Annotated in this window: 12 protein-coding genes and 2 tRNA genes; all 14 read right to left on the bottom strand. The window is 54.9% G+C overall.

Annotated features, from left to right (window positions below):
- Positions 1-11 precede the first annotated feature (11 nt).
- Positions 12-587 carry an NADH-quinone oxidoreductase subunit C gene (locus HQL52_01315; GenBank protein ID MBF0368067.1) on the bottom strand — a complete coding sequence of 192 codons (576 nt, stop codon included), beginning with the start codon at positions 585-587 and terminating at the stop codon, positions 12-14.
- Positions 584-1087, bottom strand: coding sequence for an NADH-quinone oxidoreductase subunit B (locus HQL52_01310; protein ID MBF0368066.1), 504 nt, complete (start codon positions 1085-1087; stop codon positions 584-586). Before HQL52_01310 ends, HQL52_01315 begins: the two co-directional genes overlap by 4 nt.
- On the bottom strand, positions 1084-1440 hold the full coding sequence (gene ndhC, locus HQL52_01305) for an NADH-quinone oxidoreductase subunit A (protein MBF0368065.1): 357 nt from the start codon (positions 1438-1440) through the stop codon (positions 1084-1086). Before ndhC ends, HQL52_01310 begins: the two co-directional genes overlap by 4 nt.
- A 411-nt stretch (positions 1441-1851) precedes the next feature.
- Positions 1852-4584, bottom strand: coding sequence for a CoA-binding protein (locus HQL52_01300; GenBank protein ID MBF0368064.1), 2733 nt, complete (start codon positions 4582-4584; stop codon positions 1852-1854).
- 93 nt (positions 4585-4677) lie between these two features.
- Positions 4678-5949, bottom strand: a complete 1272-nt coding sequence (locus HQL52_01295) for a carboxylate--amine ligase (GenBank protein ID MBF0368063.1) — start codon at positions 5947-5949, stop codon at positions 4678-4680.
- Positions 5950-6147: 198 nt separating this feature from the next.
- Positions 6148-6224 (bottom strand) — tRNA-Asp (locus HQL52_01290).
- Positions 6225-6344: 120 nt separating this feature from the next.
- Positions 6345-6420: transfer RNA gene (locus tag HQL52_01285), tRNA-Val, on the bottom strand.
- Between the two features lie 79 nt (positions 6421-6499).
- The gene (locus HQL52_01280; protein MBF0368062.1) at positions 6500-6820 is read right to left on the bottom strand and encodes an HU family DNA-binding protein; all 321 of its coding nucleotides are present in this window, start codon (positions 6818-6820) and stop codon (positions 6500-6502) included.
- 176 nt (positions 6821-6996) lie between these two features.
- Positions 6997-9453, bottom strand: a complete 2457-nt coding sequence (gene lon / locus HQL52_01275; protein MBF0368061.1) for an endopeptidase La — start codon at positions 9451-9453, stop codon at positions 6997-6999.
- A gap of 15 nt (positions 9454-9468) precedes the next feature.
- Complete coding sequence (gene clpX, locus HQL52_01270) at positions 9469-10740, bottom strand: ATP-dependent Clp protease ATP-binding subunit ClpX (protein ID MBF0368060.1); 1272 nt, start codon at positions 10738-10740, stop codon at positions 9469-9471.
- 63 nt (positions 10741-10803) lie between these two features.
- A complete protein-coding gene (gene clpP / locus HQL52_01265; GenBank protein ID MBF0368059.1) occupies positions 10804-11400 on the bottom strand; it encodes an ATP-dependent Clp endopeptidase proteolytic subunit ClpP in 597 nt (198 codons plus the stop codon).
- Between the two features lie 642 nt (positions 11401-12042).
- Complete coding sequence (gene tig / locus HQL52_01260; GenBank protein MBF0368058.1) at positions 12043-13368, bottom strand: trigger factor; 1326 nt, start codon at positions 13366-13368, stop codon at positions 12043-12045.
- Between the two features lie 289 nt (positions 13369-13657).
- A complete protein-coding gene (locus tag HQL52_01255; protein ID MBF0368057.1) occupies positions 13658-16435 on the bottom strand; it encodes a response regulator in 2778 nt (925 codons plus the stop codon).
- 141 nt (positions 16436-16576) lie between these two features.
- Positions 16577-19654: a filamentous hemagglutinin N-terminal domain-containing protein gene (locus HQL52_01250; protein MBF0368056.1), complete on the bottom strand. Its 3078-nt coding sequence runs from the start codon at positions 19652-19654 to the stop codon at positions 16577-16579.
- Positions 19655-19893: the final 239 nt, after the last annotated feature.

Raw genomic sequence — 19893 nt, 5'->3', positions numbered from 1 at the left:
CGGCTAGTCTGTTAACGACGCCGACGTTTTTTACCGTAATATTCCCGATTGTCCCGGGTCACATTATCAGCGGTGAGCTGCAGGGGTTCCTGCACGACCCGCCCGAGATTTTCGTCGTAGCGCATCTCATACAAGCCAGTGACTGGGAAATCCTTGCGTAGCGGATGACCTTCAAAGTCGTAATCAGTCAAAATCCGACGCAGGTCAGGGTGTCCGCTTACCGGTATACCGAACATGTCGTAAAGCTCACGCTCATACCAGTCCGCCACACTCCAGATCTCAATAACCGAAGGGATGATTTCACCTTCAGCCAGAGCGACCTTGATACGCAAACGGTGATTTGAGTAGACCGATAGCAGCTGGTAGACCACCTCCAGAGGTTTTTGCCGCTCTGGATAGTGCACGCCAGCGATATCCACCAACATTTTAAAATCAAGCTCATCCTCATCTCTGAGGCGGGTCATCGTCGTGAGGAGATCAGCCGCTTCAACCCGAAGAACCAGGGCATCGCCCAGTCGTTCCAGTGTGCAACCGGCAAAGGTCTCCTTGACCCGGGATTCCAGTTTGTCGAGTCGAGCCGAACTCATTTCGACTCCTTCCAACCAGAATAGAGGGTGGCTTCCCGCTGAATCTTGCGGTGCAGTTGCAGGACTCCGTAAAGAAAGGCCTCTGCCGTGGGTGGACAGCCAGGGATAAAGACATCCACCGGGACGATCCGGTCACAGCCGCGAACCGTGGAGTAGCCATAATGATAGTAGCCACCGCCGTTGGCACACGAACCCATGGAGATCACCCATCGGGGTTCAGGCATCTGGTCATAAAGCTTGCGCAGTACCGGAGCCATCTTATAGGTGAGGGTACCGGCGACAATCATCACATCCGACTGCCTGGGGCTGCCCCGAAAGACGATACCGAAACGATCCAAATCGTAACGGCTGGCCCCGGCCTGCATCATCTCTACCGCACAGCAGGCCAGACCGAAAGTCATAGGCCACATGGAAGAGGTGCGTGCCCAGTTGATGAGTGTGTCGGCAGAGGTGAGCATAAAGCCCCGGTCCGCCACTTCGGTGCGAACCTCCTCGATCATTCCCATTCCAATGCTCCCTTTTTCCATGCATACACATAACCCACCAGGAGCATGGCCAGAAAGAGAATCATCTCGATAAAGCCGATGAAACCGATATCAAAAAAAGCCATGGCCCATGGGAACAAAAAGGCCGCTTCTATGTCGAAGACGATGAAGAGAATGGCAATCAAGTAAAAGCGAACGTCGAAGCGAATGCGAATGGAACCGATGGGTTCGAATCCACACTCGTACTGATCACGCTTTTTAAGGTAGGGACGCTTGACGCCAAGGAAATATGAGCCGCCAAGCATGAAAACGGACATGCCAACAGCGAGAAACAGAAAAACCAGGATCGGGAAATAGTTTTCAAGCATTCTTAAGCCTTAGCCCCCAATCGAATCAAACCTTGTAAAACAATCCCCCCCGGGAGCGCAGATATTACGCATTTTCGAAGGGTGACGTCAAGGTTGTGAGCCGACTATTGCCAAAAAAAACCTTCGATCCTTATCGGACAGAAGGGTGTCCCCTGCCGAAAAGCCCTTTCAAAACCAACTCAACACCGCAAAAACGGCCTGTTTTCAAACACCTTGCCAAGCATATCGCTCAAGCATATCGATAAAAAAATCTTCTGATCCAACTTGGTTTTCATCCAAAAAAGAGCCTATCCCCTGACAGCTCCCTAAAGCCCCAATCACCGCCGGGCCTGACGTAAAATTATATTTCAGGTCAGACAGGGCATGCCACAGCCGAAACTGTGACATGCCCTGAAGATAAAACAGTCTCAATCAGCCAACAAAGCTGCAGGCGCTGGCCTTGGAGCGGGTGTCCATGTTGCGACCCCGGTTGGTGTGATCATCAATCTCTGCGGCGCTGCCGATCATACGACCAAAGAGGAAGGTGGTGAAAGCGGCATTCTCCATGGAGCTGTCACTGATCTTCCCTTCACTGTAAGGCTTCCAGAGAATTTTCAGCAGAATGACGGCGATCACCGCATCAACGTTGACGCAGTAGACGTTCTTGCTCACCTTGGCCTTGAAGAGCGCGTGGACCAACTTTTGGTAGAAGTCCTGGAAAACGTTGTAGTCGCCCCGCTTTTTGAAGAGCTCCCCAACAAAAACTTCCCGAGGGTCAAAGTTGACATCCTGACCCTTGAACACCGGGTGGTTGATGCAGGGAATCTTGGCATAGTTCAGCTGCCCATCCGCCTTGGCCTTCACCTTGTAGGCGAAATATTCCTTGGCATAATTCAGAGCAATGGCGTTCAAATTCAAACCATGCCCCTTGTCAGTGGGATCGGTCAGGCCAGTATCCTTGAAGCGCTCTACCAGGAAGGCAATCGCTTCGAAGCCGTTGCCACCGTGGGCAAATCCAGTGTGGGTCAGGAAGCCGAGATAGCCCTTGTTGACCTGAACTCTCGAAGGCACCTCAGGACCGTCGGCACTCACCGCACCCTTGGCCCCTTGTGCAGAGATGGTACCGGGACCGTTGGTGATGATGAGACCCAACAGCACGGAAAAAGAGAACAGCTCATCTTCTGTGGGACGCCGTCCCAAAAGAGCCAGGAAGGCGGTTTCGGTGAAGCTCCAGGATTGGGCCAGCTCACCCACGTCCACTCCGGAAAAGGATTTCTTGTCCGGCTGCAGTTCAGCGCTGACCGCAGCACCAACCAGGGTGCTGAAGATGCGAAAATGCCAAGGCATATTAACCAGGGTGATCACCGAAAGTCGCTTACGCTGTAGAGGTTTCCAACCCAGGTGAGCGGTTATGGCACCCAATACCGCATGATCCCGGACGGCACCGCCGGTCTTTTCGGCCAAGGCCTTCAAAAACTCCACGAAGACCGACTTGCTACCCCGAGCCTCGATGGCAGCCAGCATGGTCTTGCCCCGCTTGCCGCCCTTTTTCTCAACCACCAGAAGCTCTTTGAGTGCTCCACCAGCAGCCTCTTCTACCATGGGTGTGGTATCAAAGTCGGTCGCTGCCGGATCTTCCAGATCGGTCTGTCCGAACAGGTCGATCAGGGCCTGAACCACATCTTGAGCTGGCTTGACCTCCTTGGGGCCAATGATACCGATCGCCGTGGAGAGTGCTGCGTTGGGGCTGCTGCCCGCTTCCCTCGCGGCATCTGCTGCTGCCAAACCGGGCGTACCGCTCTGATTGATAAAGGCGTTAAGAGCGACGTTGGCCAGAGCCTCGCCGTTCTCATCGGGATATTCCCGAATCAGAGACTGAACCAGGTTTGCCTCGAAGGTGTGGGTAGAGGCATCCAGGATGGAGAGGCCATGGATCTGACTCACCTGAGTCTTTGGATCCATCCGGGAAGCCCCCGAACAATCCTTCATGGTTTGGCGGGGGAAGATGGTACCCACCTGTTTCTTAAGACCCGCAATCTGTTCGTTATAGGGCGCGATCGCTTCCGTCAGAGGGAGCTTCAGATTGTCGGGAAGATCCAGACCGGCGTTACCGGAAAACCAGCATTTGGGCTCCAGATTACCCCGGGGCTCGAAGTCCGGCTTGATGCCGTTCATCATCATGACGGCTGTCATGGCTTGGGGAATATGGGAAATGTTGGTTACCACCGCGCCCTTCGCAGAGCAGATGGGGGCATCCGGGGTAAAGATCCCCTTGACGCCAAATTTTTCCAGAAACCACCCTTCCTTGGCGGCAGCATCATCACCACTACCTGCTACCGCACCGGCATGACCACAGGAGCGGGTCAGTTTGGCCTTCCAGCGCCCAACGATACAAGCCACTACCGGCTTTTCAAATTCCAGATCCCGCTCGTAATATCCGCCCGGCTCAATGTACATCACGGCGGCCTTGGAGCGGTCGTCATTATGGAGCCCGTAGGTAAACTCGGGAGCAGCATAGTGGATGTAGACATCCTTACCCGAGGAGACCGACACCGTGGTGCCCCACCCTTGGGTCAGGAGATAGGTGGCAATGGTAGTGGTAAAGTTTCCGGAGTTGGAATAAAGCGCAATGGAACCCGGTACCAGGGACTCTTCCGGGGAGTTACCACCCAGTGCACCACCGAGGCGGATTCGGTTGTGGGCATCTGCCACACCCAGGCAGTTGGCACCAAACACATCCACACCCCGCCACTGACAATATTGACGGATGATCCGGGAGTGTTTGACCTTCACTTTTTCGGTGAGGATGATGATTTTTTTGAGTTCGGGATTGACCCGGACCGCTTCAATCACCGCATCCTTCACACCCGAAGGGGGTACATAGACCACGGCCACATTAAACTTGTGACCCGCTTCCAGGGCCTCCAGCACGTTATTGTAGACCGGAATGTTCCCCTTTGAGGTTTTCATCACCGATCCGGAACGCCCCGGCATGGTTCCACAGACAATGTTACCACCTGAAAAAGCGTGACTGGTGGGAGTAACGGTACGACTCTCCCCGCCCAGAATGTTGAGCACGCACACCTTGTCGTCCTTGGTGGCGATATCGGCCAGAGAGCGGACCCCGACAAAATAGGGAAACTCATCCACCCCCCGGGCGTGCATAAAGTTGAAGCCTTTGTTTAAATCAGTATTCACATCGTTCATGGCATTACCTCGATCCTTTGGCTACGACATCCAGGAAAAACGGGTGATCGATTATTTGATCCCCAGTTTTTTGGCAATGGCCTGTCGGCCGCCACCGGCCATCCACTCGTCCACATCCTTGGCGAAGTTAACCACCTCGCTCATGGCCGAGTCGTAGCCGAACATGTTGTAGGGAAGCCCCAGGGAATCGAGGGTATCCTGAAGATAGCCCAGGCCTCGAACCAGGTTGGGACCGCCTCGTCCCACCACCACAAAGATCGGTGTAGGACCGTGGCTGCCGAAATGCTCCCGCAGGGCGTCTGCCATGGCGCGGAAGGTTTCGTAGATGTCGGTATTGTTGGCCTTGCCCCCAATCAGGAACAGGACGTTGGTCTGCTTGAGCCAATATTTATAGGTAATCCGGCTGATCTCTTTCATCTTTTCGTAGGGCGGGTTGCCGCCAAAGTCCGAAGAGATGGTTGCCGTGTCACCCAACAACTCGGTCACAAGAGCGTTGGCTCCCCCACCAAAAGTCATGGCGGTGATGGTGCCGGTGTCGTTGACCACATACACATCCGACTGCCCCTGGTAGGTGCGCAGCTGGTTCACTTCCAGCTCATAATCGGAAAGTTCGTCGCCATCCACATCCGCAGGCAGATGCAGCCTGGCGGCGTTGCGATCATCGGTGTCAAAGGCACACTTGAAGTCACAAGCCACCGGGACCAGACGCCCTTTGGCATTGCGGCTCATACGGATGGGGTTCAGCTCCAGCGTGGTCATGCCGTAGTTCTGGAACAGATCCCACAGCTTGGAAATGTTCTGAACCAGGGGGCTGATAATCTCGTTGGGTGCCTTGAGTTGATTGAGGGCGTTGGAGACGATGAATCCTTTGAGACCGGTCAGCGGATCGAAAGGAACAGTCGCTATCTTGGTAGGAGGAAGCTCTTCGATGTCCATCCCACCGTGATGGGTAATGGTCAGGGTAGGCGCACGAAAGTTGGTATTATCGGTGATGGAGACATAGATTTCGTGCTCCGCATCGATAAAGCTTTCGAAGGTGACCCCTTCAGCCTTGGCGTAGGCGTTGCCGTGCTGGTGCTCGGCAAAATAGAGGCGCTCTTTTTCTTTGAGTGCAGTGCGTACATCTTTGGCGATACCCAACAAACCGGCCTTACCCTTCTTGCCGATTCCCCCTTTGAAGATAGGCTTGACAAGTACACCTCCGTACTTGTCGATCAGGCCCTGAATCTCCTCAGGGGAAGCTTCCGGACCCAACACTTCAGCGGTGGGAAAATCAACATACTGCAGAAGCTTGGCCCCCCATTTCATTCCTGTAATCTGCATAAGTAGGCTCCTTGCTCACTCTTCTTGGGGATGTTCAGCGAATTGTCTTCTCCGCCGTCACCCGATCGAAAACCCCTCCCACGAGTGCAGCCAAAAATGTTAACTGGCCGCTCAGGCAAAGTATTGAACCTTCCCGAGGGTTTCCCAAAAAAAAGGCAAGTCCAGAAAAACCGGCTTGCCTTCTCTTCTTGCTGTTTATGGCGGGAGCGACGGGACTCGAACCCGCGACCTCCGGCGTGACAGGCCGGCATTCTAACCAACTGAACTACGCCCCCATAAACGCTTGTATCATCCAAATTCTATATCTGACTTAGCAGCTCCTTTATTCTCCTCCTCTGACCGTTTAAGTCAAGGGGAGATAAGAGTAACTCCCTGTTTTTTTTTGCAAGTTACTTTGGTGGGCGGAACAGGGCTCGAACCTGTGACCCTCGGCTTGTAAGGCCGATGCTCTCCCGGCTGAGCTACCCGCCCATTGCTGTCAGACTCCTGGCTTTTTCGACTTTTAAAATTATCACCAGGCTAAAAATGGATCAAAACTCTGGATTCAGACTTACTTTTTCTTCTTCTTGGACTTAGCCTTGGCTTTCGGCTTTTCCTTGATCGCTACGGCATCCTTGAGTCCCTTGCCTGGACGAAATTTCGGCAGCTTGGCTGCAGGAATTTCGATCTCTTTACCGGTACGGGGATTGCGTCCCATACGGGCGGCTCGCTCGGTGACTGAAAATGTCCCGAAACCTACCAGCCCAACCTGATCTCCATTTTTCAGGGCGTCCTGGATGGCATTGAGCACGGCTTCAACAGATGCGGCGGCCTGTACCTTGGTTAATTCGGTCTCCGCAGCAACAGCCTCGACGAGTTCGGTTTTGTTCAATGTATTTCCCTCCCAAATCTATACCCTGCCCGGGTGTGATGCCGTTAACGTCTGAGGCTTATATCGGGTAGCCACCCCCCCTGTCAAGCGGCTTTCCGACAGGGGGGGGATTTTTTCTTGGATTTTGGCAGTCATAATGGAAGGAATTGCAGACTTTGCTGATGAAAAACAGCTGTTCAATGGGTCACAGAAGGGGCATCCACTTCGGGACGATCCTTGTCGATCACCAGCTCCTTGCCAGCGGCAGGAGCCTCTTTACCATCGGCTGTGGCAGCTGTTTTCAGGGTATCTACCAGCGCCAGTTCGAGCACCTCATCCAGGTGTGTAACCGGATGAATTTCCAGCTCTTTCAGGATGGTCCAGGGGATATCCTTGAGATCCTTGACGTTCTCCTTGGGAATCAAGACATGGGAAACACCAGCCCGGTGTGCGGCCAATAGTTTTTCCTTCAACCCCCCGATCACCAACACCCGACCCCGCAGGGTGATCTCACCGGTCATGGCGGTATCCCGGCGTACCGGAATCCCTTTGATGGCGCTGACCAGAGAGGTACACATGGCAATACCTGCCGAAGGTCCATCTTTGGGAGTGGCCCCTTCGGGAACGTGGATGTGGATATCCCGCTTTTGGAAAAAGTCGATATCCTCAATACCCCACTCCTGGGAGCGGGAACGGGCGTAAGTAAGGGCAGCCTGGGCCGACTCCTGCATCACATCGCCCAGCTTACCGGTAATCCTGACGCCGCCCTTGCCAGCCAACAACATCGCCTCAATGGAGAGCAACTCCCCTCCCACCTCGGTCCAGGCCAGACCTGTGGTTACTCCCACCAGATCTTCATCTTCCGCCAAACCGAACCGGAAACGACGCACTCCCAAAAATTTGGATAAATTACCACTACCTACAGAGACTTGTTTCTTGTTTTCCTCACCCAGAAGAATGCGGGCGGTCTTGCGGCAGAGGCTGGCGATCTCCCGCTCCAGATTACGCACCCCGGCTTCCCGGGTGTGATAGCGGATGATATCCAGCAGTGCCGGATGGGAAATCTTGATCTCCCCCTCTTCCAGGCCATGGACCTCTTTCTGCCGGGGAACCAGATATTTTTTGGCAATACGGGTTTTTTCGTCTTCGGTATAACCCGCCAAGCGTATGACCTCCATCCGGTCCAGGAGAGGCCTGGGTATGGAGAGGCTGTTGGCGGTGGTGATGAACATGACGTTGGAAAGGTCGTAATCCACCTCCAGATAGTGATCGTTGAAGGCGTTATTTTGCTCCGGATCCAACACTTCCAGCAGTGCTGAGGAGGGATCACCGCGAAAATCAGAGCCAACCTTGTCGATTTCATCCAACAAAAAGAGCGGATTGTTACTGCCCGCCTTTTTCATGGATTGAAGAATTTTGCCAGGCAGGGAGCCGATATAGGTTCGGCGGTGGCCTCGGATTTCAGCTTCATCCCGAATGCCTCCCAGAGAGATGCGGACATATTCCCGGCCACTGGCCCGGGCGATGGATTTGGCCAGAGAGGTTTTCCCCACCCCTGGAGGCCCCACCAGACAGAGGATGGGCCCCTTCATCTTTTTGACCTTACGGGTCACCGCCAAATGTTCGAGGATACGCTCCTTGACCTTTTCCAACCCCCAATGGTCCTCCTCCAGGATCTCCTCGGCCCGTTTAAGGTCGTGGGTCAACTCTGTGGATTTGCTCCAGGGAAGATTGACCATCCAGTCGATATAGTTGCGCACCACCGTGGCTTCCGCCGACATGGGGGCCATCTGCTTGAGCTTGCGCAGCTCGGAATCGGCCTTCTTGCGCGCTTCTTCGGGGAGGTCGGCCTCTTCAATCTTTTCGGCCAGCTCTACCAGTTCGTCCTTGTCATCATCCTTGTCCCGGTCACCAAGCTCCTTCTGAATGGCCTTCATCTGCTCATTCAGATAGTAATCCCGATGACTCTTCTCCATCTGCCGCTTGACCCGGCCCCGCACCCGTTTTTCCACCTGCAGGACATCGATCTCCTGCTCCAGAGCGAGGAAAAGGCGCTCCAGACGGTCGGTCACCGGGAGAATTTCCAAAATCTCCTGTTTTTCCGAAACGTTGGCGTTCAGGTGGGAGGCGGCGATATCAGCCAGCCGCTCGGGATCGGTGGTGGATTGGAAGGTGACCAGAATTTCGGAGCCCACCTTTTTGTTGAGCTTGGCGTAGGCTTCAAACTGGTTGACCACCGCCCGCATCAGTGCCTTGGCCTCGGTTTCATCATAGGCAGGCGGCTCAGCATAGGCCCCATCCACCAGGAAGAAGGGTTCCTCCTGGATGAAATTCTGGATCTCAACCCGGCGCCCCCCCTCCACCAACACCTTGACGGTGCCGTCGGGGAGTTTCAGCAGTTGCAAAATTGTGCCCACCACCCCCATACGATGGATCTCCTCCTCCCCGGGATTGTCGGTGGAGGCATCCATCTGGGTGGCCAGCAGAATGCGGCGGTTTTCATCCTTGCCCGTCACCGTCTCCAAGGCCTTGATGGAGCGGTCACGGCCCACAAAAAGTGGAACGATCATGTGGGGAAAAACAACGATGTCCCGTAAGGGAAGCAGCGGGATCCGCAACAGTTCCCCGTCATTCGTTCCTTGTGGTTCCTTCATATGGTGACCTCCGGGTCAGGCTTGAGCCTCCATGGGGCTGTCGGCATAGATCAGCAGGGGTTCAGCTTCATTTTCAATCGCTTCCCGATTGATCACGACCTCACGGACATCCTTCATGGAGGGGATATCGAACATGACGTCCAGAAGCAGGGCTTCGAGTATGGCACGCAACCCCCTCGCTCCTGTCTTGCGTTTTTTGGCCTTGTCAGCGATGGCCCGTAACGCCTCGTCGGTAAATGTCAAACTTACCCCTTCCAACTCCAGCAGTTTTTGATACTGCTTGACCAGGGCATTTTTCGGTGCCACAAGAATTTGGATCAACGCTTCAAGATCCAGTTCCCGCAAAACCGCCACAACCGGCAGGCGACCAACGAATTCAGGAATCAGACCAAACTGCAATAGATCCTCCGGCTCCAGCATGGCCAGCAGCTCGTTGGTCTTGTTTTCGGCAGATTCGCTCTTCACTTCCGCCCCAAAACCGATACCGTGATGCTTGTTGGAACGGCGTTCAATCACCTTGTCCAGACCATTGAAAGCCCCACCGCAGATCACCAGAATGTTGGTGGTATCCACTTGCAGATATTCCTGTTGAGGATGCTTTCGCCCCCCCTGGGGAGGCACACTGGCAACCGTGCCCTCAATGATTTTCAACAAGGCCTGCTGCACCCCTTCCCCGGAAACATCCCGGGTGATGGAGGGATTATCGGACTTACGGGATATCTTATCGATTTCATCAATGAAGACAATCCCCCTTTGGGCCTTTTCCACATCGTTATCCGCAGCCTGAAGCAGGCGCAGAATGATGTTTTCCACATCCTCACCCACATATCCCGCTTCGGTCAGGGTGGTGGCATCGGTGATGGTAAAAGGGACATCCAGAATCCGGGCCAGGGTCTGGGCAAGAAGGGTCTTGCCCGATCCGGTAGGACCGATCATAAGCACGTTGCTCTTGGCGATCTCCACATCCTCATCACCACTGAGACCGGTATTGGACTCCAGGCGTTTGTAGTGGTTATAAACCGCCACCGCCAGGACTTTTTTGGCCTGCTCCTGACCGATCACATATTCGTCCAGGGTATCCTTGATTTCTGAAGGGGTGGGCACCCCCATATCTTTGATGCCCCCGCTATCCTTCTTCTCTTCCCGGATGATTTCAGTGCAGAGCCCGACACATTCGTCACAGATGAATACCGACGGTCCCGCAATCAACTTGCGTGCTTCGTGCTGGGTTTTGTTACAGAAGGAGCAGTGTAGCACGCTCCCGGAATCAGAACTCTTGTTGGCCATGAGAATGTCCTCGATTTCTTGTGGACGGATTGCCCGGAACTCCCTTCAGGTTTCGAAAGGGCTTCATTCCGTGGGCGTTTCCCGCTCTTCAATGATCCGGTCCACCAACCCGTAGTCGCAAGCTTCTTTTGCGGTCATAAAATTGTCACGTTCGGTGTCTTGATGAATCTGCTCCAGAGGCTGTCCGGTATGTTCGGACAGAATACCATTCAGGGTACCCCGAATCCGCTCCATCTCCTGGGCGTGAATCCGGATATCGGTAGCCTGCCCCTGAAATCCCCCCAAGGGTTGATGAATCATCACTCGGGAGTTGGGAAGCACCAACCGTTTATCCTTGGCTCCGGCTGACAGCAATATCGCCCCCATACTGGCAGCCTGCCCCACACAGAGGGTACTGACATCCGGGCGGATAAAACGCATGGTGTCGTAAATGGCCAACCCCGCCATCACATGTCCGCCAGGGCTGTTGATATAAAAATAGATGTCCTTTTCCGGATTTTCCGATTCCAAAAAGAGCAACTGGGCCACGATCAGGTTGGCCACGTTGTCGTCAATGGGGCCCACCAGAAAGATCACCCGCTCCTTGAGCAGGCGGGAATAGATGTCGTAGGCGCGTTCTCCACGATTGGTGGTCTCTACCACCATTGGTACCAAATTCATCTGCACCGACCTTCGCCTCCAGTTTGAGCTGTTGGATAATCGTTCCGATACCGGATCCACACCTTCAAGCCTCAAGGCCGATGTAGCTCCCCTGCGGAACAGTTCCCACCACAAGTCGTTTTTATCTCAGACCACCGACCCCGAGAACCGTTTCATCCCAAAAGCCGTAAAACCGGCCAAAGGAAGTCAAACCCGATGGGATCGACACGCACCGAATCTCTCAAACCGATCCCATGTTACCTGAAAAATCCAGGATGAAGACCCCGGGAGGTGGATCAGCCAAACAGATTGGAAATACCGACTTTTTTTGCGCCCCCTCTCTTTGCAGGATATCCTCGCCACAAAATCGGCGCTGGCCTATCACTGGCAGGAAGCCACCTCCCTACTTAGGAAGATGAAGCACTGATCGCAGGTTTTGTGCCGAAACCCCATGCCCTCACCTGAGGGGAAGTGCTGAACCGGTATTCATGCGCTTTGAGCGACTTGTTGGTTTGCCGTCGCTGGGGAACATCTCTCCCCCTCCAACGGCTTACCCCTACAGCCTCTAGCAAAAACCGAACCGAAAACAAAATGGTTGTTCACATGAGCGATCTGAGGGGAAAGCCTCCTGGAGGTGGATTATTTTTCCGGGAGAGGGGGTGATTATTGCCCGCTTCTCTGCACCAATTCCTTAAAGGTGCGCTCTTCCTTGACCACAGAACCGTTATCGACAATCCAATCCATCACCTTTTTCTCCAGTACGGCTCCCCGCAAATCCTCCATTCGGGCGTTATCCTTCTTAAGCCAGGATTTCATGGCGGCAGCCTCAGCGCCATAAGGGGCTACCAGGGTCTCCAGGTGTGCCTCAACTTCGGCTTCTTCCACCTTGAGGGCCTCTTTTTGCCCAATGGTGCCGATCAAAAGCCCCAGCTTCACCCGCTCTTGGGCTCGTCCCACCAGGGATTCACGCATTTTATCTTCGGAGAGCCCCATCTGAGCGGGATCCATTCCCTGACGCTGGTACTCTTCCTGGGTCTGTTTCACCATGCCATCAAGCTCCCGCTCCACCACCTGATCGGGAAGTTCCATGGGGTTGGCTTCCAGAAGTTTGTCAAGGATCTGGCGCTTTACATCCCGCTCCACCGCTTCGGCGGCCTCTTTTTCCAAACGGGCATTCACTTCCATCCGCATAGCCGACACCCCTCCCTCCTTGACCCCGGCCAGCTCAGCCAGTTTATCGTCTATTTCGGGAAGTAAGCGGGCACGAACCTCGTGGATGTGGCACTTGAAAAGGGCTTCCTTACCAGCGAGTTCAGCATTTCCATAAGCTTCCGGGAAAGAGACGGTCACTTCCCGATCCTCACCAGGTTTGGCACCGATCAGCTGCTCTTCAAATCCAGGGATAAACTGGCCACTGCCCAGTTCCAGGACATAGTTGTCAGCTGTTCCACCCTCAAAAGCGGTCTCTCCCAGAAACCCCTTGAAATCCAGCTCCACCTGATCGCCGCTCTGGGCCTCACGCCCCTCTTGGGCCTCAAATTTGGCGTTGCGGGTGCGGATCTCCTCCACCACCTGATCCACCTCGGCATCACCGATGGTGGCTTCCGGACGCACCAGATCCACTCCTTTGTAGCCCTGGGGATCCACCTCCGGCAAAACCTGAAAAAGGACGGTATAAGTAAAATCCTGCCCCCGGGCCACATCCCCCATATCCAACATCGGGGCAGTGGCGGGAAAGACCGCTTTTTCCTGCAGGGCCTGGGAATAGGTGGTCTTGAAGATTTTTTCAGCAACGGTACCAGACAGTTCTTTGCGGTATCGGGATTCCAAAACCTTTTTTGGCACCTTACCGGGACGAAAACCAGGCAGTTTTGCAGTCGTGGCCAGCTGGGCCAACTCCCCATCAAGCAGGGTATCTACCTGGCTTGCGGGAACTTGAATAGTGAGACTCCGGTCAAATCCGCCTTTTTCTTCTAAGGTAACTTCCATGGAACCCTTCCAAAAGCAGTAGGAATAACGAGTGAGTGCACCATACATTCACCCGGGTTCAAGAGCAATGGGCGCACAGCACCCTTCGACTCGGGATCGAATCTTTGAAAGAGCCCCCAGGATGTCGCATATGGCTTCAAAAGGTCAATCGGAACGCAGCACTCATTCGGGAAATGCTGAAGCGCATCACCCCCCGCCAAATCGAAAAAAACCAACACACCCCCTTCGAAATCAATAACCCGTTCACGCCTGTTGCCAAAACACACGATCTCACACCTGCCCGGGCTCCTTAAGGATCACGATCCGCAATACCAGCGAGAATTTCAGGAATTTTTTTGGAATTGCGGGAAAAAACCGCCTCTCGAATCTCCTGCAAAGCCCCGAGAAAGGGGGAGTGATACCCTTGGCAACGCCCCAGCAAACGATCGCACACCCCCACGATCCGACCCGATTCATAAAGGGGCAAAGCGGCAATTTCCTGAAGGCCTGCACGAACTTCCCGTTGGATCCGCCCAGGCATTTCCCTCACCTCCCCGCTCAACGCCCCATCATCGGCCCTCTCCCCTCTGGCCAGATATCGGGCCAGAATGGGCAGCAGCGCTTCCAGATCCACCGGCTTGGTTAAAAATTCGTTCATTCCACCGGCCAGGCACTCCTCTTTGCGTCCCACCAAGGCATCCGCTGAAACCCCAATGATGGGAATCCTGGCCAGCTGGGGGTCGGAACGAATCTTTCCAGTGGCGGTCAAGCCATCCATCACCGGCATATGAAAATCCATGAGAATCATATCGGGAACCAATTCCCGGGCCCGGGCCACACCCAGGGCACCATTTTCAGCACACGTCACCTGAAGACCGACTCTCTCCAAGACCGTCTGGAGCATTTCCCGGTTGAGGGGATTGTCATCTACCAATAACAGATGCAGATCCGACGGAAACGTATAATGATGCCAATTTTGTTCCCGACCCTCCCGGGCAGGCTCATCCACTTCTTCCAGAGGCAGACCCACGGTAAAGAGTGTCCCACGACCAGGCTCGCTCTCTACCTCCACCGTCCCCCCCAAAAGCCCGGTCAGACTTTTGACAATGGAAAGCCCCAGCCCTGTTCCTTTCTGTTGCGTATTGTGGATATCCTGCACCTGCTCGAAAGGCTCAAAAATGGTTGTCAGCTTGTCAGGGGGAATTCCCACCCCTTCATCCGCCACCCGAAATACCAACCACTCCTCGGCTACGGCTACCCGGATCGCCACGGAACCTCCGGAAGGGGTAAATTTGATGGCGTTGACCACCAGGTTCATCAATATCTGATTGACCTTGGTACGATCCGATAGAATCAACCTTGGAATCTCCGGGGCCACGTCATAGGTCAGCACCACCCCCTTCTCCCCAGCTCGGACCTTGTTTATATGATGGAGGCTCTGAACCAACAGTCGGATCTCGATCGCCTCTTTTTCCACCACCTCCTTGCCCGCCTCGATTTTAGCCAAGTCCAGGACATTGTTGATAATTTCTGCCAAGTTGTCACCACTGATACGGATATTCTCCAGATAGTGCTGATAACGTGTGGGAATCTCATCACGGTTGTCGAACAATATCTGGGCAAAACCGACGATGGCGTTCAGGGGGGAGCGAATTTCGTGGCTGACGTTGGCTAAAAAGGCGGTTTTGGCCTGATTGGCTGATTCCGCCTGCTCCTTGGCCTTCAACAAGGCCCGGTCGGTTTCCACTTGGCTGGTAATATCCAATATCGCCCCGATGACCCCGGAAGAACCGCCATCCACAGCGCGCAGGCGATCTTTGTGAAACACCAGATGGCGTGCCTCCCCCCAAGGGCCGGGCAGAGTGGTTTCAAAAATGGCTGGCAGCTCTGAACCAACCCAGCTCTGTCCCAATGCAGATCCTTGTTTCCCAGATGGAAAAACCTCCCCAGCGGACTTCCCGATCAACTCCTTCCGGGAAATATTCAACAATTTTTCAAAGGCGGTATTGCATTCCAAAAAACGGGATTCCCGGTCGGTGTAATAGACCGGAATGGGGAGGGCATTCAAAAAATCCTGGCGCCATTTCAACTGGTGGCGAATCTGTTCGCGGCTTCGCATGACCGAATAAACCAGATAGATCAGTGCGGCCCCTGCCACCAGCACCGGAGCGGAAATCATCCAGACAAAATCGAGAAAGACCCCCAGACCATGCTGGGACATGGAAAGGTGGATAAAAAAGAGCCCCACCACCCGTTTTCGGGCGTCCTGCAAAGGAAAAAGGCCCACCCGGGTCTCATGGCCATCCCCAAAAGAAATATCGTGGAAAACAACCCCGGCGTCAGGATCAAAACCAGCCAGCAGCTCAGCAATCCGGGTATTGGTACCCTTTTGAGTCTGACTTATCTGGACATGGTCGCCATATTGAGCCCAATCGTTGGCGCGACCCATGCGATCCATGGTGGCTGACCACTGTTTTTGATCCAGATGGGCCTTGTCGATAAACACCTGAATCCCCACATCCTGAACCGTTCGAATGTGGTCCAGCAGATGATCGATCTCCTCACCCAACTCCAAATAACCGATCAACTCCCCATTCCGCCGCCAGGGCAGCACCACCCGCAGGGTAAAGGTACCCAGTGGCCCCATCTCCAGGCCAAAGGCACTTTTGCCGGTGCGTTGCGCCTCCAGAGTGGTAAAACGGTCGATCCGGTCGCCGTGGCGATTGGGAGAATGAATCCGTAAAAAATTGACCCGATTGAGAGCGGTAAAATAGAAGTGGGTGATGTGGCTGGTTTGGTTGAGTTCTTGATAGATGGGGTTTGCCAGGGCGAGCAGCCTCTCGGCATCCCCCGCCAGGAAGGCTTCCTGAAGAGCCGGATGACGGCTCAAGGAAGCGAGAGCCCCCTGCATAAGCGCCACATCCCGCTGCACCTCTTCATGGAAGTGACCGAGGACATTTTTCTGCATGTGCTCCACATGGGAAGCGATGTGACCCTGTTGATTCAAAAAGGCCCAGAAGACAAACCCACCCAAAAACAGAAGAATGAAAATCGGAAAAATGATTTGCGCTCGGATCCGGTGGGTCATGCCCCTCTCCCATTCCCAATAACCGTTATTCCGAATGCCCATACTCCCTTCAGATCTGATCGTCTCCTCAATTCTTTTACCTGGATCCCTCGACAGAAGCCACCGCTTGGGATTTATTCCACCCCCCTCTCCTCACACGGCTCAAGGAAAAAGAGCCGTCGCCCCGCACTCTCCCTCTGCTCCCCACACGATGAGGGAACCATCTCCAGCCCCCTCCTCTCCACAGGCCGCCCCAATCAACGGCATCTCCTCTGGAATTATTCCGGACAGAAAGGCCACGACCTTGCCTATTACCCCAGTCTCCTCAGCCCCCTGGACCACCTCACCTCTGACCTGCAGACTGGCTACAGCAGAGAGCAGGGAGTCGGAATCAACAGTCAACTGCTGGGTAGTGATATCAATCGCTCCTCCCGCCTCCCCCCCAACCCCATACGTGCTGATGGTGCTGTCGACAAGCACGACGTGAATAGGATCGATGGTGATATTGCCCCCCTCCCCGGCCATGACCGAAGTAGTGATGCCGCTGCCATCCAGGGAAAGAGTCTCCTGGGCATTCAAGGTGATATTGCCTCCACCACTCTCCACGGTCTCCGTGGCAATGCGTGCGTTGGAAAGCGTCGTGGAGTTCGCCTCCAGCAATATATCTCCGGCATCTCCCGCAGCCGTGGCATAGCTCACAATTTCAGCGCCGTCCGTGAGGGTGATCTCATCTGCTGCCGACAACACCAATGCCCCACCACCCCCCTCCCCACTGGAAAAGGCATAGATACCGCTCGATTCCCCTGCCAGGGTGAGAGAGCCCGAAGCGGTCAGGGTCAGCCCCCCCCCATCCCCGGTATCGGTAGTACCCACCTGGATGATGCCGCCATCGCTCATTTGCAGATTTTCCACTTCAGCCGCAATTTCACCACCATTGCCGGAACCAAAGGTGACGGCCTGGATGATGCCACCACTGGAGAGGGTCATAAGAGGGGTGTTGAGAGCAATGTCCCCCCCATCACCACGCCCACCTGCCGAGGCGGAAATCCCCGAAGCCAGATCCAAAATATCCCCAACGCCTGTGAGAGTGATGCCCTGAAAGGCCTCGATGGTGATGCTGCCAGCTCCAGCCCAACTGGCCGTATCCGCCAGAATCAGCCCACCATTTTCGAGAGCCAACGCCCCCACCTCCAGATAGATCGATCCAGCGCGACCACTGAAAGCCTGCTCGGAAGAGACTGTCAGATAGCCGCCGTCACCAATCGTCAGCTCTGGCGAATAGATCGAGATGCTGCCGCTGTTGCCTTCTCCGGAGGTCGCTGTTGCGATCCGGGAGATACCGCCAAAGGGACCGTCACTTTCAGCCACCCCCTCCACCAGAACCGATTCGGAGGCAACAATACGAATGTTGCCGCCATGACCGGTCCCCTGTACCAGGCTGTCGATCAACCCCTCACGCAACACCAGATTCTTGACCTGTAGCAAGATAGTGCCGCTTCGCCCGGAAGCATAACTGTCCCCCGAGAGATACCCCCCATCGACGATGTTTACCTCTGGAGCTGTAATGGAGATGGCGCCACCATGACCCGAATCAAGGGAAAAGACGGCCATATAGCCGGACTCCCCATTTGCTCCAGCCAGATTGACACTCTCGGTGGCCGAAACAGCAATCGCCCCCCCACTCCCTTCGCTTCGGGAAGAAAAGTCAATCACCCCCGCCACCATGTCGAGGGTGTCCACCTCCAGCAACAAAGAGCTACCCGCACCGTTGCCGTTATTGGAGCCGTTGATGACGCCGCCGTCGGTGAGGGAGACCTCCGGGGCGGTGATGGCGAGGGTTCCCCCGTCACCGGCATCGTAGACGTTGACATAAATGCCGGAGTTCCAGGCACCAGACCCCGAAATCTCCACGGATTCTTCGGCCTCGATGGTAAGATTCCCCCCAGCGCCGACATCGACTGTGGAGTTATCGATGTTACCGCCGTCGCTCATCAGGAGCTGACTCATCTGCAAGCTGAGATCCGGCCCGACCCCTTCGCCATAGGTGCGACCTATGATCAACCCTTCCGCTTCCAGGGAGATAGTCCCAGCTGTCAGAGTGACATCACCGGCTCCCCCGGTGCCATTGGTTTCTGAGCGAATTTGACTGACGTTGCCATCCAGGCTGCCGCTGATCAGCAGGGTATCGGTCAAGGTGAGCTGCAGCTCCCCCCCACTGCCCGCACCGTTGTTGGTGGAGAGAATGCGCCCCCCTTCGCTCACGGTGAGTTTTTCTGCCGAAATGGTCATCCCGGCCCCCTCCCCGTCCCCGGAATTGACCGTGCGGATGGTGCCCTGGGCGGTGACTGCCAGGACGCCGGTAAGCGCTATTTCGATCCCTCCCGGACTTTCCAAATCCCCAATAATGGTTCGGGCCAGGGTGGCATCACTGACGATCAACTCTTCCCCCTGAACCACCAACCCGCCACTGCCTTGAACCGTCACCTCGGCCTGAAGATCGATAAAAATAGCCCCCCCAGGATCCTCGGCATCGATCTGCCAACCATCCTCACCCAGCTGCACCTCCCCGGCCCGACTCATGGATATCAGGCTGAGATCCCCAGCATCGGTGGTGAGGGTGCCGCCGTGCATGGTGATCCCTCCAGCCACCACAGTCATCTCCCCCACAGTGAGATCTCCCCCCTGAAAAAGGATGCTGCTGGGCATATCACTTAAAAAGCCGAAAGCTTGGGGCGCTTCTGCGGAAAAAAGGCTTTCCCGCCCGAGGGAGGCGTAAAAACGCCCCTCATCCCCCACCCGCAGATATGCGGCGGTGGAAGCGTGAAAAGCACCGGTGAGGCTGAGAGAAGCGTTTTCGCCAAAGATGAGGCCGTTGGGGTTGAGCAGATAGAAGCCCGCCCCATCCACCGTGGATTGAATGGTGCCATCGATAAAGGAGTCGTTGGTTCCGGTAACGCGGCTGATAATGTTGGTCAGGGTGTCGGGTCCGGAAAAGGTGGCGGATTCGCCGGATTCGAGATTGAAATCGCTAAAACTGTGAAAAAGATTGTTGCCGGAGAGCAAACCCATCTCCGGAGTGATGGCATAGTCGTTATCCACCGCAGTGAGCGCGCCGCTCTGCGCTGAATTCATGGTGCCGTCGAGAACGATCCCATCCCCGGTACCCGCCAGCGCCCCCCAGGAGAGCATCACCCCTCCAACCAACACAACACCTATCCCGAGCGTTCCAAAACGAACCATTCCAGATTCACTCCATGAAAAAGGTTAGGATAAAAAGCTCTAAGATCCCCCTTCCGTTGCGCCCCGACATGTCAGTATACGAAACCAACCCTTCCGACGGCATTAAAATTCCACATCCTCCAGGATCATCTTGCCCAGACCACCTAAACGATAGATGATACGAATGGGTTCACCAAGCTTGGGAGGATGGTCTTGTGGTTGGCAAACAATCAGTTTTTCCCCACCCCACCCTTGGGGCC

This window comes from Magnetococcales bacterium, assembly GCA_015232395.1.
Lineage (GTDB): Bacteria > Pseudomonadota > Magnetococcia > Magnetococcales > JADFZT01 > JADFZT01.
Note: the sequence above shows the minus strand (reverse complement) of the source record. Positions and strands in the feature narration are given on the sequence as shown.

Excerpts from the sequence above, each read along its gene's own strand:
- HQL52_01315 (MBF0368067.1), bottom strand. The coding sequence starts at position 587 with ATGAGTTCGGCTCGACTCGACAAACTGGAATCCCGGGTCAAGGAGACC.
- HQL52_01310 (MBF0368066.1), bottom strand. The coding sequence starts at position 1,087 with ATGATCGAGGAGGTTCGCACCGAAGTGGCGGACCGGGGCTTTATGCTC.
- ndhC (MBF0368065.1), bottom strand. The coding sequence starts at position 1,440 with ATGCTTGAAAACTATTTCCCGATCCTGGTTTTTCTGTTTCTCGCTGTT.
- HQL52_01300 (MBF0368064.1), bottom strand. The coding sequence starts at position 4,584 with ATGCACGCCCGGGGGGTGGATGAGTTTCCCTATTTTGTCGGGGTCCGC.
- HQL52_01295 (MBF0368063.1), bottom strand. The coding sequence starts at position 5,949 with ATGCAGATTACAGGAATGAAATGGGGGGCCAAGCTTCTGCAGTATGTT.
- lon (MBF0368061.1), bottom strand. The coding sequence starts at position 9,453 with ATGAAGGAACCACAAGGAACGAATGACGGGGAACTGTTGCGGATCCCG.
- clpX (MBF0368060.1), bottom strand. The coding sequence starts at position 10,740 with ATGGCCAACAAGAGTTCTGATTCCGGGAGCGTGCTACACTGCTCCTTC.
- clpP (MBF0368059.1), bottom strand. The coding sequence starts at position 11,400 with ATGAATTTGGTACCAATGGTGGTAGAGACCACCAATCGTGGAGAACGC.
- tig (MBF0368058.1), bottom strand. The coding sequence starts at position 13,368 with ATGGAAGTTACCTTAGAAGAAAAAGGCGGATTTGACCGGAGTCTCACT.
- HQL52_01255 (MBF0368057.1), bottom strand. The coding sequence starts at position 16,435 with ATGACCCACCGGATCCGAGCGCAAATCATTTTTCCGATTTTCATTCTT.
- HQL52_01250 (MBF0368056.1), bottom strand. The coding sequence starts at position 19,654 with ATGGTTCGTTTTGGAACGCTCGGGATAGGTGTTGTGTTGGTTGGAGGG.